Origin of the sequence: Notoacmeibacter marinus (assembly GCF_002238045.1) — a bacterium.
In the GTDB taxonomy this organism is placed as follows: Bacteria; Pseudomonadota; Alphaproteobacteria; order Rhizobiales; family Rhizobiaceae; genus Notoacmeibacter; species Notoacmeibacter marinus.
In genome coordinates this window covers 541756-554719 of sequence record NZ_NBYO01000003.1, presented here as the reverse complement: position 1 = coordinate 554719, position 12964 = coordinate 541756, and the positions used below count along the sequence as shown (strand labels likewise).

Here is a 12964-nt window from a genome sequence, read left to right as displayed (position 1 = left end):
CGATGGCATGATGACTTCAACGAAATGAGCTGAGCGGCGAACGGCTCGCACCGGGCGCCCAGCGAACCGGCGCCCCATCTGCGGGCATCGGAAGCAAGAGGAAATGGTTCATGGCATGGAACTGGCTACGAGGCGCGCCCACGGCCGGGCCGGCGGAGCTTTCGAAGAGCCCGGCGAAAAGGCTGGAAAGCAAGGCTGGCTTTATCGGCGAAGGGTTCGTCGCACTGCAGCTTGCCGGACAGGCCAGCTGGACACCGCGCGACTATGCTTCGCTCGCCCGCCACGGCTATCTCGGCAATGCCATCGTGCATGCTGCCGTGCGGCTGATCGCCCAGACTGCCGCCGCCGTGCCGTGGCTTCTCTATGAGGGCGCGACGGAGCATGGTGAGCATCCGCTGCTGTCGCTGCTCGACCGTCCGAACGCCAAACAGGCCGGCGTCACCTTTCTGGAAGCGCTCTACGGTCAGCTTCTTCTGTCCGGCAATGCATATGTCGAGCGGTTGAGCGGTGCGAGCGCGGTTGCCGAACTTCACCTTCTGCGGCCTGATCGGGTGGCGGTGGTCGCCGATGAGGATGGCTGGCCCGTGGCGCTGGAGCATCGTGGCGCGAAGGGTGCCGCACGGCGTATCGCACTGGCTGAAGATGCCGGTCCGGAAGGCGGTGCGGCGGCACTGCACCTCGCGCTGTTCCACCCGCTCGACGATCACTACGGCCTGGCCCCGCTGCAGGCAGCGCTCAGCGCGCTCGACATTCACAATGCCGCGAGCCGCTGGAACAAGGCGCTGCTCGACAATGCAGCGCGGCCGTCCGGCGCGCTGGTCTATGCGCCGAAGGAGGGCGGCAATCTTTCCGATGAGCAGTTCGAGCGGCTGAAGACGGAACTGGAGGACGGCTATTCCGGTCCCAGCCGGGCCGGGCGGCCGCTTCTCCTCGAAGGCGGCCTCGATTGGAAAGCGATGGGACTGACGCCGCAGGAGATGGATTTCGTGGAGGCGCGCAATGGAGCGGCACGCGACATCGCGCTCGCCTTCGGTGTGCCGCCCATGCTGCTCGGCATTCCGGGCGACAACACCTACGCCAATTACAAGGAAGCGAACCGCGCCTTCTATCGGCTGACGATCCTGCCGCTGGTGACACGGATCGCGACCGAGCTTTCCGCTTGGCTGACGCCGGCCTTCGGGCCGGATCTGCGCCTGTGGTTCGACGCCGATGCGGTCGAAGGACTGTCCGGCGAGCGCGACGCGCTGTGGCAGCGCATCGGTCAGGCGGACTTTCTGACCGACGACGAGAAGCGCGAGGCGGTGGGCTACCAGCCGCTGCCGGCGATGGAGCAACGCTGATGGGGGAGAGTGAATCCATGTGGATGGCAAAGGGTGCCGGCGCGATCATCGGCTCGGCGATTTCTTTGGCCTATGTGCTGCCGCGCGGCCGTCGGGAAGCCGCTCTGCGGTTTGCGGTCGGCGTGACGAGCGGCATCGCCTTTGGCGGCGTGGCTGGTCTGCGATTGGCCCATGAACTCGGTATCGACACCGTGGCGAACGGTCTTGAAGTCGCGCTTTCGGGGGCGGCCCTTGCGTCACTCTGCGCCTGGTGGGCGATCGGCATTCTGATGCGGACCTTCGGCGCGGCACAGGACCAGATGGATCGCGCCAACGGCCCCCGCCCGGATCGAGGGGAGCGCCGATGACAAGGCATATCGATCTGCGCGGTGCGCCGGAACGCAAGGAGGCAGCGGTGGAAATCGCCGATGTCGACCATGATGGCCGCTTCGAAGGCTATGCCAGCGTTTTCGGTCAGGCCGACCTGTCCGGCGACGTCGTGATGGCCGGCGCTTTCGCGCGCAGCCTTCGCCAGCGTGGGGCGCGAGGCGTGCGCATGCTGTTCCAGCACGATCCGGCCCAGCCCATCGGGCGATGGGATGCGATCGCTGAAGATCATCGCGGGCTTTATGTACGCGGGCGGCTCAGCCTGACCACCGCAAGGGGCCGGGAGGTTCACGCCCTGATGCGTGACGGCGCGCTGGACGGTCTTTCGATCGGCTTTCGCACCGTGCGGGCGCGAGCGGAAAAGCAGGCTGGGTTACGACGCATCATGGAGGCCGATCTCTGGGAGATTTCGGTCGTCACCTTTCCCATGCTGCCGACGGCGCGCATCGCCGAGGTGAAGGGCGTGTTGCCCACCAAGCGACAATTCGAGCGCTGGCTGACGCGGGATGCGCAGCTGACGCGAAAGCAGGCCCGGCAGGTGATCGCCAAAGGGTTTGCAAGCCTGACGGACGGGCGGGACGCGCATCCGCAGGGCGATGGACTGGCCGGCGCGATCCGCCGGGCAACGACAATCTTTTTCTGAAAGGAACAGCGGAATGCAGATGCAGACGAGGAAGACCGCGCCGGAAATCAAGGCGGCAAGCGGCAGCGCCATCGAGGTGGCGGAGGCGTTCGATGAATTCATGGGCGCGTTCGAGGCCTTCAAATCGGCCAATGATGAGCGGCTGAACGAGATCGAACGCCGCGTGACGGCCGATGTCGTGACAAACGACAAGGTAGACCGCATCAACAATGCGCTCACCGAGCAGAAACAGGCGCTCGACCGTCTGATCGTCAAGGGCGGACGTCCGGCGCTCGGCGGCGCGATCCGCCTCGACGAAACCAAGGGCGCTTTTCACGCCTGGATGCGGAGCGGCGATGAAAGCGCCATCCGGGCCATGGAAACCAAGGCGATGAATATCGGGACCGGCGCCGAGGGCGGTTATCTGGTGCCGCCGGAAACCGAAACGGAGATCGGCAAGCGGCTCGCCGAACTGTCGCCGATCCGCTCCATCGCCTCTGTGCGGCAGGTCTCCTCCGCCGTACTGAAGAAACCGTTCAGCATTTCCGGTCCGGCGACCGGCTGGGTCGCCGAAACCGATGTACGGCCGGAAACCGCGTCGGGTACGCTGGCCGAACTGAACTTCCCGACGATGGAACTCTATGCCATGCCTGCGGCGACGACCGCGCTGCTGGACGATGCGGCGGTCGATCTCGATGCCTGGATCGCCGCCGAGGTCGAAGCGGCCTTCGCCGAGCAGGAAGGCGAAGCCTTCGTCAAGGGCGACGGCGTCAACAAGCCGCGCGGGTTCCTTTCTTATGGCTCGGTTGCCGAGGATAGCTGGAGCTGGGGTGCGCTGGGCCATATCGCCACGGGCGTCGATGGCGACCTGCCCGCCTCCGATGCCTCTGACGTCCTGATCGATACGGTCTATGCGCTGAAAGCGGGCTACCGCCAGAACGCTCACTGGGTGATGAACCGGCGCACGCAGGCCGCGATCCGCAAGCTGAAGGACGCCGACGGCAACTATCTGTGGACGCCACCGGCGACCGCGGGCGCCAAGGCCATGCTGATGGGCTTTCCGGTGGTTGAGGCCGAAGACATGCCCGACGCGGCGAGCGCGGCGACGCCGATTGCGTTCGGCGATTTCCAGCGCGGCTACCTGATCGTCGACCGGGTGGGTGTACGTGTTCTTCGCGATCCCTATTCGGCCAAGCCTTACGTGTTGTTCTACACGACCAAGCGTGTCGGCGGCGGCGTGCAGGATTTCGATGCGATCAAGCTGGTAAAATACGCCGCCTGACGCATCGGACAGGGGCGCGGCGGTCTCCTCCCTGCCGCCGCGCCTTCCCACTCCATCCATGCCTGACCGGACCGATCCGGCGATAAACCAACACTGCGAACGAGGAGTGCGTCATGGCGCTGTTCCGCACCGCCGGCCCCGAGCCGGAGCCCATTTCGCTGGCCGACGCCAAGGCGCATCTGCGGGTCGATCACGACACCGAGGACGAACTGATCGCCGCACTGATCGTCATGGCGCGCGAGGTAACGGAAAGGCGCTGCAGCCTTGTTTTGGGTCGTCAGAACTGGCGGCTGACATGCGATGCCGTCTGCACTGCCGAGCCGACGCTGCTGCCCCTCCACCCGGTTCGCGCCATCGATGCGGTGACCGTTTACGACGAGTTTGGTGTTGCACGCGCCCTCGATGTCGAGAGCTATCGCCTTTGCGGCAACCGCCGCCCGGCTTCGGTCGCGTTCAGGACGCTTCCGACAGCCGTCGACATGGAAAACGGCGTCGAGATCGACATCGCCGCCGGCTTCGACGCAGACGATATTCCCGCGCCGCTGCGCCAGGCGATGATGCTGCTGATCGGGCAGGGCTATGAGACGCGTGGCGGCTTTTCCGCCAGCGAACAACCGGTCGCCGTACCGCAGGGCTACGAGGTTCTGGTCCAGCCCTTCCGGCTGGTGAGGATATGAGCCTCATGGCGGTAGAATTCATGGATGCCGGCAAGCTTCGGACGCGCCTCGTGCTCGAAGCGCCGGTGCGGACGCCGGACGAGGCGGGTGGCCAAGACGTGCAGTGGCATGCGGTGGGGGAGTTCTTCGCTCATGTCGAGCCGGTCGGCGCGAGGCAAACCACGGAGGGTGAGGCCGAACGGCAGGAGATCACGCACCGCGTCACGTTGCGCCACAGGAATGATGTGTCGCCAGCCATGCGGCTTCTGCGCAATGGCCACGCCATGCGCGTCGAGACCGTTCGCGATCTGGACGGTTCGGGTCGCTACCTCGTCTGCGGATGCAAGGAAATGGAGGGCTGGATATGAAGATCAATGTGGGGTTGCGCTTCGACGGATTGTTTTCCGGCCTGCGCGCTGTCGAGCATGACGGACGGCAGGCGTTGACCCTCGCCGACCTGAAAGCGCCGGGTGCAGGAGAGCGGGACGTTCGCCCGGCCGATCACCTGAAACCGGAACCGGAGATGGGAGCGGGCAGATGATGACGCCGGCCTTCACGCTGCAAAAGGCGATCTATCAATGGCTAAGCAGCGACGCTTCGCTCATGGCGATGCTGTCCGGCCCCGGCTTCTACGATGCGCCGTCGCCGGGCGCACGCTTTCCCTATGTTACTTTTGGCCGGGCGAGCGGGTTCGACTGGTCGAGCGGCATGGAACGCGGTCAGGAAATATTCCTGACCTTGCAGGTCTGGTCCAACAGGCGGGGGCGTCGCGAGGCAGCGACCGTCATGAAGACCATCGAAACGAGATTGCGGGACTTCACGCCGCAGAGGGATGGGCTTCGGCTGATCCTGCTGGACTGTGAAATGCAAGAGATCAAGCACGATAGCGAGGCCGCGCTCTATCGCGGCACGGCGCGCTACCGCGCTTTGGTGGAAGAGGTCGAAACGGCCTGAACGGGCGAATGAGTGATGCAATGAAATGGCGCGCCGAAGGCATGCCACCGGCGAAGCTGTGCCGCGAACCGGCACGATAGACAGGAGACGATCATGAGCGCGCAAAGAGGACGGGATATGCTCATCCGCGTCGCGGATGGGGTCGGCGGATGGTCGACATTGGCGGGTCTGAAGACCCGGCGCCTCGCACTGGGCAACGGGACAGTGGATATCACCGATAGCGATAGCGCGGGTCGCTGGCGGCACCTGTTGTCCGATGCGGGTGTGCGCCAGGCCTCTATTTCCGGTCAGGGCATCTTTCGCGACGCGCAGTCCGACGCGCTGGTCCGCGAAGCCTTTTTCAATGGCGCCGCGATGGAACTGCAATTCGCCATGCCGGATTTCGGCGCGCTCGAAGGCGCTTTTCAGATCACATCTCTGGAATATTCCGGCAATCATGATGGCGAAGTCACGTTCGAGATCGCGTTCGAAAGCGCGGCCGCACTGACATTCGAGGCCACCTGATGGTGGCGGCCAACGAACAGCGTGGCGAGATCGTCGCCATTCTCGACGGCGAGTCGCGCCGGCTCTGCCTCACGCTCGGCTCGCTCGCCGAACTGGAAACGGCCTTCGGTGTCGATGGCCTTTCCGAACTGGCGGCACGCTTGTCGGAAGGCCGTCTCTCGGCCTCGGACTTCATGACGATCATCGCGGCAGGGCTGCGGGGCGGCGGCGATTCGGATGCGGATGAAGAGGCGGTGGCGGCCATGCGTTGCGAGAACGGCATCGCCGGCTTTGCCAGGATCGTTGTCCGATTGTTGATGGCGACCTTCGGCCACGAGACGCAAACGCAGAGCCGAGCGGAGGGCCACGACGAAACCGGCCCTTTCGGCGAAGCCAGCGCGCCGCACCCGACGATCACGATACCGGGGAAACCGTAAAGGGCTCGCGACCGAAGGGCTTTCCCTGGGCGCACGCCATGCGGATCGGACTGGGTGTCCTTCATCTGCCGCCGCGTGAGTTCTGGGCGATGACGCCGCGCGAACTGGCGGCAGCGATGGGACGGACAGGGGCGGACGATGCAGGTCCGACGCGGCAATGGTTGGCCGCGCTGGAACAGACCTTCCGCAAGGGCGACGAAACGGAGAAACGATGATGGAAAAGCGGGTTGAAGTCAGCATCGACGCCGACACCACCGGGGTGGCAACGGCCCTTAAGGAGCTTCAGGGGCTGGCCGATCAGTTCGGTCAGCGAATGACATCCGCCTTCGCCGGCGCGATCGTCGAAGGCAAGTCTTTCGAGGATGTGCTTCGAAGCCTGGCGATGGATCTGGCCAGATCGTCCTTGCAGAAAGGGCTGCAACCGCTTCAGGGGCTGGTCGGAGGGCTCTTCAGCCGCTTTTTCGGTGGAGGCGGCGTGCCGGTTACGCCAAACGCCAATGGCGGTATCGTCAATGGCGCGACGATGTTTCCGCTCGCCGGTGGGCTCGGTCTGATGGGCGAAGCCGGACCGGAAGCGATCATGCCGCTCCGCAGAGGCAGCGATGGCAAGCTCGGCGTGGCGGGCGGTCAGGGCGGCGGCGCTATCAACGTCACTTTCAACGTCCAGGCCAGCGACGCCGCCTCGTTCCGCAAGTCGGAAGCGCAGATGACGGCCATGCTGTCGCGAGCGGTCCGAAAGGGCACGCGCCATGTCTGATCGCGATGCCTTTCCGCTACCCGGCTTCCATGACGCGCTGTTTCCCATCGCGATCGGCCTTGGTGCGACCGGCGGGCCCGAGCGGCAGGTGGAGATTCTTCCGCTACGCAGCGGGCGCGAAGCGCGCAACCAGCGTCGTCGCCACAGCCTTCGCCGTTTCGATGTCGGAACCGGCCTGCGCGATCTGGCCGATCTGGAAACGCTGATCGCATTCTTCGAAGCGCGCGGCGGCGCGATGCATCCGTTCCGCTTTCGCGATCCCCTGGATCATCGAAGCAGCCCTCGCAGCCAAGCCATCGGCGCGGCCGACCAGCCGCTTGGCATGGGAGACGGATCGGCAACGCGATTTCCGCTCGTGAAGACCTATGGCGGGGACGGTGGTTATGCACGACCGATCCGGTTGCCGCGCAACGACACGGTGGTGGTTGCAGTCAATGCACAATCCGTCGCGGATACGGCTTTCGGTTTCGATTACGAGACGGGTGACGTGGTCTTCAACGTCCCGCCTGCAGATGGCGCACCGGTGAGTGCTGGCTTCATCTTCGACATCGCCGTGCGTTTCGACATCGAACATCTGGCGACAAGCCTTTCTGGATTTCGCGCCGGCGAGGTGCCGAGCGTGCCATTGGTGGAGGTGATGATATGAGCGCAGAGCCAATGGAGCTTGGAAATGCCCAGGCGACGACGCTTTGCCACTGCTGGCGGCTGACCTGCGCGGATGGCTTGGTGCTCGGCTTCACCGACACCGATCAGACGCTCGCCTTCGACGGCGCGACATTCACGCCCAATAGCGGGTTGAACGCCAGCGAGGTGCGGGAGAGCGCCGGTCTTGCGGTCGACAGCTCCGACGTGGAAGGCGCGCTGAACGCCGCCTCGATCACCGAAGAGGATGTCCGCGCCGGCCGCTTTGACGGCGCCGTCGTCGAAACCTGGCTGGTGAACTGGTCGGATGTCACCGAGCGACGTCTTCTGCGCCGTGCCACAATCGGCGAGATTTCCGTTCAGAGCGGTCGGTTCGTCGCCAGTCTGGAAAGCGCCGCCGCGCCGCTCGACAGGCCACAGGGCCGTTTCGTGCGGCGAAGTTGCGACGCTGAACTGGGTGATGAGGCCTGCAAGGTCGATCTGAACGATCCCCGCTGGCATGAGCACGTGACCACTATCGGCACCGGACCGGGACGCTGCGTCCGCGTCGATGGCGGTGGCGATTTCCTTGCCGGCTGGTTCGAAGGCGGCGTGCTGCTCTGGACGGATACTGTCGGCCGGCGACGGTCAGCGCGCATCCGGCGGGAAATGGCGAATGCGGACTGTCGTGTTCTCGAATTGGACGGCAATGGTTCGGGACCGGGGCAGGGCGCGTCATGTACCCTTATTGCCGGCTGCGACAAGGCATTTCACACCTGTCGGGAGAAGTTCGTCAATCAACTGAACTACCGCGGCTTCCCCCATCTGCCCGGCAATGATGTCGCGTATAGCTACGTCGTGCGCGGCGCCATGCCGCTCGACGGCCAGCCGGTGGTGAAATGATGGCCGGGTCGTTCGAACAGGCCGTCGTCGAGGAGGCGCGCCGCTGGCTCGGTACGCCCTATCGCCATCAACAGTCGCGCATCGGCGTCGGCTGCGATTGCCTCGGGCTGGTGCGCGGCATCTGGCGCGCCCTCTACGATCGCGAGCCGGAAGACGCGGGGCCCTATGCACCGTTCGAGGATTCGCTGGCGGATGGTGGCGGCTCGGCTGAGCGCCTGCTGGACGCTGCCGCGCGCCATATGGAACCGGTGGAACCGGATAGCCCCATTGAAGCCGGTCAGATGCTCGTTTTCCGCTGGCGTCCCACTCTGTCGGCGCGCCATCTCGGTATCGCGATCGAGCCGCATCGCTTTATCCATGCCTATAGCGGCATCGGTGTGGTGGAAAGCGCGCTGGTGCCATCCTGGCGACGGCGGATCGCCGGGCGCTTCCTGTTTCCGCAACCGGCAGCCGGATCTCAGCCCGGCCCTGCGAACTGACGCGAGAGGGTTTCGATGGCGACCATGATTCTGCGCACGGCCGGTGCGGCGATCGGCAGCGTTTTCGGCCCGGTCGGCACTGCCATTGGCGGGGCGCTCGGTGCGATGGCGGGCTATGCGCTCGACCAGCAGATCTTCGGGCAGCCGGATGGCGAGCGGGAAGGCCCGCGACTCGCCGGCTTTCAACCCCAGACTGCCGAGGAGGGCGTCTCCCTGCCGCAGATTTTCGGCACGGCGCGCATAGGCGGAACGCTGATCTGGATGACGCGGCATGAAGAGGCGCGCCATACCGAAGAGCGAAGCGGAGGGAAGGGGAGCCGCCGCTCCAGAAAGACGAAGACAACGACATACAGCTATTACGCCAATTTCGCTCTGGCCATCTGCGAAGGTGAGATTGCCGGTATTCGCCGGGTCTGGATGGACGGTCGCGAGATCGATCTGACAGGGATGGAGATGCGGGTTTACACGGGCACCGACGATCAGGCGCCCGACCCGCTGATCGAAGCTAAGCAGGGCCTGGGCCAGACGCCCGCCTATCGCGGCACGGCCTACGCGGTTTTTGAACGGATGCCGCTGAAAGACTACGGCAACCGCCTGCCACAGGTCCATTTCGAGGTGATACGCCCGGTTGGCGGTATCGCCGAAGATGTTCGTGCAATCTGCCTCATTCCCGGCTCGACGGGGTTCGGCCTTTTTCCGACCAGGCTGGTTTCCAATGGCGGGCCGGGACGTGAACAATGGGTCAACCGGCACAACCTCTTTTCGGAGAGCGATTTCGCCGCATCGGTTGACGAATTGATGGCGCTCTGCCCGAATCTTCGCCACGTCGCCCTGGTGGTCAGCTGGTTTGGCGATGATTTGCGCGCCGACGTCTGCACGATCCGGCCGGGCGTGACCGGCCCGTCGGAGGGCGCAAAACATCTCGTCTGGTCGGTCGATGGCCTTGCTCCGGCAACCGCGCATCGGATTTCGACGGTGGATGGCGGCCTGGCCTACGGCTCGACGCCGGCGGACGCCTCGGTAATTCAAGCCATCCGGAATCTAAAAGCGCGGGGCCTTTCCGTGACGCTCTATCCATTCGTGATGATGGATATTCCGCCGGATAACGCTTTGCCCGACCTCAATGGCGCGGAGGGCCAGCCGGCCTATCCCTGGCGCGGCCGCATAGCACCGACCGGTTCGTCCTCGAACATTGATGCGCAGATCGCCGTTTTTCTCGGCTCGAGCACATCGTTCGGCTATGGCCGTTTCATCCGGCACTACGCCGACATTGCCAGGATCGCCGGCGGCGTCGATGCCTTTCTAATCGGGTCCGAACTGCGGGGTCTGACAACGGCGCGCAACGCCAATAACGAGTTTCCCTTCGTCGCTGGCCTGCGCCAATTGGCGGCAGAGGTGCGATCGATTCTCGGTGTCGATGCCAAGATCACCTACGGCGCCGACTGGAGCGAATGGTTTGGTTTCCAGCCGGCCGATGGGTCGGGCGATGTCTTTTTTCACCTCGACCCGCTCTGGGCCGATCCCAACATCGACGCAATCGGTATCGACAATTACCTGCCGCTTTCGGACTGGCGGCAGAACGATGTTTATGGCGACAATCCGGACGGCGCCGCGAGTGCCCACGATGGCAGGGCGCTCCAACGCGCGATCGATGGCGGCGAATATGGCGACTGTTTCTATGCCAGCGATGAGAACCGTTCGAACCGGATACGTACATCGATTAGCGACGGCGCTTACGGCAAGGATTGGGTCTTCCGGCCCAAGGCCATCCAGGATTGGTGGGCCAATCAGCATTTCGAACGTCGCAACGGCGTCGAGCTTGCCGAGCCCACAGACTGGACGCCCATGGCCAAGCCGATCTGGTTTACCGAGCTTGGCGCACCGGCGATCGACGGCGGCGCGAACCAGCCGAACCTCTTTATCGACGGTAAATCTTCGGAAAGCGCCGCGCCGCGCGATTCGAACGGCGGGCGTGACGATCTCATCCAACGCCGCTTCCTGCAGGCGCATCTGGCGCACTGGAAAGGCCTTGCCGGCTCGCCGGTCGACTGGGAACGCCTTTACCTCTGGGCATGGGACACGCGGCCCTTTCCGGCCTTTCCTTTGCTCGACGCGATCTGGTCCGATGGCGAGGCATGGTCGCGCGGCCACTGGCTGAACGGCCGGCTCGATCAGGTCGAGCTCGGCGATTGTCTGGCGGAGCTTCTTCGGCGGGCCGGTATCACCGAATTCGACACGTCCAGCGTCGACGCCATGGTCGAGGGCGTCATCGTCGATGCGGGCGCGTCAACGCGGCAATTTCTCAAGCCGCTGCTCGATTTGCACGAAATCGAGACGTTCGAAATCGACGGTCGTCTGACATTCCGCTCGCGTATCAGACAGAGCGCGGTGCCGACAGTTGCCGATGCGGTTGAGCAGCCGGACCACGGTCCGGCCATCGAAACCTATGCATCGCCCATGGAAACGTTCGGCGAACTGCTCGCCGCCGCGCGAGACCCCTTTATGGAATACCAGTCGGCGGTCGCCCGCCAGTTCGAGGATGGCGCAGACCAGAAACGGTCGCGGCAGATCGCTTTCCCGGGCGCGATGCATCGGGGCGCGTTGGAAGCACGCGTTGCCGACCGGTTGCGTCGCGCGCAGGAGGAGCGGGTTTCGCTGACGCTGTCGCTTCCGCCATCACTTGCCGTACCGCAGCCCGCTTCGCGCTTTCGGCTGAAGGACCGGCCGGATGTCGTCTGGAAGGTCGAGGAGGTGGAGACCGGCCTGGACGTCCGTATTCGCGCACGCCGCGACGAGGCCTTTGCGCCGCATCCCGACCGGTCGCTCTTCCCTTCCGGCCTGACGGCGCAGTCCGTCGCCGAGCAGGGCGGCGCGCCGGCGGTGGCCTTCCTCGATCTGCCGCTTGTCGATGGCGCTGAGCCCGCCAACCGTTTTCAGGTGGCTGCCTGGTCGCGCTTCTGGAAACCGGTCGCTGCCATGGCGGCGCCGGGTGGAGTCTTTGTCCAGCGTACCGTGGTGGAGGAGGCGGCCACGATGGGCGAGACGGTGGACGCCCTGCCACCGGCCAGACCCGGCCGCGTGTGCCCGCTTACGCTGCGGGTACAGCTTTACAGCGGCAGTCTCTCTTCGGTTGAGCGGATTGCCCTTCTGGCCGGCGCGAATGCGGCGGCCATAAAGGGGCCGTCCGGATGGGAAGTGCTGCAATTCGAACGGGCTGAAGAAATCGCAGCGGATCTCTGGCGGCTCGGCGGTTTGCTACGCGGCCAGCTTGGCACCGAAGACATCGCCGTCAACGGCCTGCCCACGGGCTCGACTTTCGTCCTACTGGACGATGCAGTCGAGGCCGCAGGTCTTCACTATGCGGAGATCGGGACCGAAATGGCGTGGCGTATCGAGCCGGCGGGCCGCGAATCGAGCGAAGCGGAGCGTGTGGACGTCACCCGAACGGGCGGCCTTCGTTCGCTCATGCCGCTGGCGCCGGTGCATCCGACAGCCCGGATCGTGGAGGGCGCAATCGACTTTCGATGGATTCGCCGAGGGCGTCAGGACGCGGATCGTTGGGAGGGGCTGGACATTCCCCTCGGCGAAGAGAGCGAAAACTACGAAGCGGCGATCCGGGGGCCGACCGGCGAGACATTGACGACGGCGATCGTTCAAACCGCCAACTGGACGGTTCCGCAAAGCACCTTCGCCGTGCCCGATGCGACGCATTCGCTGGAGGTGCGCCAGCTCAGCCTCACCGTCGGAGCCGGAATCGCCATGACCCGCCGCTTCGTTCCCGACGCCATTTCACCAAGCTACGAAAGGAGACTTCTGCAATGACCGATCTAAAACCATGGTATCTGTCCAAGACGATATGGGCGTCGCTCTGCACGGTTGTGCTGGCCGCCGCCTCGTTTGCCGGTGTGCCGACCGGCGGATTGGAAGGCGGGGCCGTTGCCGACGGCATTTTGCAAATATTGACGGCGACAACCGGCCTTGTCGCCCTTTGGGGGCGGGTGACGGCGCGCCGGGCCATTGCCTGAACAGCCACGCTCGAATACTTCTTGCAAAGCCGGCGTTGG

17 protein-coding genes are annotated in these 12964 nt (G+C 64.8%); all 17 read left to right on the top strand.

All coding sequences use genetic code 11. The features are described 5' to 3' along the window. Positions 1–110: 110 nt before the first annotated feature. The 17 genes from B7H23_RS14995 to B7H23_RS14920 all read left to right on the top strand — a co-directional run bounded on the left by B7H23_RS14995 (position 111) and on the right by B7H23_RS14920 (position 12925). A complete protein-coding gene (locus tag B7H23_RS14995) occupies positions 111–1340 on the top strand; it encodes a phage portal protein (RefSeq protein WP_094078232.1) in 1230 nt (409 codons plus the stop codon). Then, positions 1340–1687 carry a DUF6107 family protein gene (locus B7H23_RS14990; protein ID WP_094078231.1) on the top strand — a complete coding sequence of 116 codons (348 nt, stop codon included), beginning with the start codon at positions 1340–1342 and terminating at the stop codon, positions 1685–1687. Before B7H23_RS14995 ends, B7H23_RS14990 begins: the two co-directional genes overlap by 1 nt. Next, on the top strand, positions 1684–2349 hold the full coding sequence (locus B7H23_RS14985) for an HK97 family phage prohead protease (protein WP_094078230.1): 666 nt from the start codon (positions 1684–1686) through the stop codon (positions 2347–2349). Before B7H23_RS14990 ends, B7H23_RS14985 begins: the two co-directional genes overlap by 4 nt. Positions 2350–2362: 13 nt before the next feature. Then, positions 2363–3610, top strand: a complete 1248-nt coding sequence (locus B7H23_RS14980; protein ID WP_094078229.1) for a phage major capsid protein — start codon at positions 2363–2365, stop codon at positions 3608–3610. 113 nt (positions 3611–3723) lie between these two features. Beyond that, entirely contained in the window at positions 3724–4287 is a 564-nt protein-coding gene (locus B7H23_RS14975) for a head-tail connector protein (protein WP_094078228.1), read from the top strand. 5 nt (positions 4288–4292) lie between these two features. Continuing rightward, entirely contained in the window at positions 4293–4634 is a 342-nt protein-coding gene (locus B7H23_RS14970) for a phage head closure protein (RefSeq protein WP_158215851.1), read from the top strand. Next, on the top strand, positions 4631–4807 hold the full coding sequence (locus B7H23_RS16080) for a hypothetical protein (RefSeq protein WP_158215850.1): 177 nt from the start codon (positions 4631–4633) through the stop codon (positions 4805–4807). The genes B7H23_RS14970 and B7H23_RS16080 overlap by 4 nt, the downstream gene beginning before the upstream one ends. Beyond that, positions 4804–5220: a DUF3168 domain-containing protein gene (locus tag B7H23_RS14965; RefSeq protein WP_094078226.1), complete on the top strand. Its 417-nt coding sequence runs from the start codon at positions 4804–4806 to the stop codon at positions 5218–5220. Before B7H23_RS16080 ends, B7H23_RS14965 begins: the two co-directional genes overlap by 4 nt. Positions 5221–5313: 93 nt before the next feature. Beyond that, positions 5314–5724: a phage major tail protein, TP901-1 family gene (locus B7H23_RS14960; RefSeq protein WP_094078225.1), complete on the top strand. Its 411-nt coding sequence runs from the start codon at positions 5314–5316 to the stop codon at positions 5722–5724. Continuing rightward, positions 5724–6140 carry a gene transfer agent family protein gene (locus tag B7H23_RS14955; protein WP_094078224.1) on the top strand — a complete coding sequence of 139 codons (417 nt, stop codon included), beginning with the start codon at positions 5724–5726 and terminating at the stop codon, positions 6138–6140. The genes B7H23_RS14960 and B7H23_RS14955 overlap by 1 nt, the downstream gene beginning before the upstream one ends. A 38-nt stretch (positions 6141–6178) precedes the next feature. Beyond that, on the top strand, positions 6179–6355 hold the full coding sequence (locus B7H23_RS14950; protein ID WP_094078223.1) for a phage tail assembly chaperone: 177 nt from the start codon (positions 6179–6181) through the stop codon (positions 6353–6355). After that, on the top strand, positions 6352–6897 hold the full coding sequence (locus tag B7H23_RS14945; protein WP_094078222.1) for a phage tail tape measure protein: 546 nt from the start codon (positions 6352–6354) through the stop codon (positions 6895–6897). Before B7H23_RS14950 ends, B7H23_RS14945 begins: the two co-directional genes overlap by 4 nt. Continuing rightward, complete coding sequence (locus tag B7H23_RS14940) at positions 6890–7543, top strand: DUF2460 domain-containing protein (protein WP_094078221.1); 654 nt, start codon at positions 6890–6892, stop codon at positions 7541–7543. The genes B7H23_RS14945 and B7H23_RS14940 overlap by 8 nt, the downstream gene beginning before the upstream one ends. Further along, positions 7540–8421 (top strand): DUF2163 domain-containing protein, encoded by an 882-nt coding sequence (locus tag B7H23_RS14935; protein WP_094078220.1) that lies wholly within the window; start codon positions 7540–7542, stop codon positions 8419–8421. The genes B7H23_RS14940 and B7H23_RS14935 overlap by 4 nt, the downstream gene beginning before the upstream one ends. Further along, positions 8421–8900 carry an NlpC/P60 family protein gene (locus tag B7H23_RS14930; RefSeq protein WP_094078435.1) on the top strand — a complete coding sequence of 160 codons (480 nt, stop codon included), beginning with the start codon at positions 8421–8423 and terminating at the stop codon, positions 8898–8900. Before B7H23_RS14935 ends, B7H23_RS14930 begins: the two co-directional genes overlap by 1 nt. A gap of 15 nt (positions 8901–8915) precedes the next feature. Then, entirely contained in the window at positions 8916–12722 is a 3807-nt protein-coding gene (locus tag B7H23_RS14925; RefSeq protein ID WP_094078219.1) for a baseplate multidomain protein megatron, read from the top strand. Then, entirely contained in the window at positions 12719–12925 is a 207-nt protein-coding gene (locus tag B7H23_RS14920; protein ID WP_094078218.1) for a hypothetical protein, read from the top strand. The genes B7H23_RS14925 and B7H23_RS14920 overlap by 4 nt, the downstream gene beginning before the upstream one ends. Positions 12926–12964 lie beyond the last annotated feature (39 nt).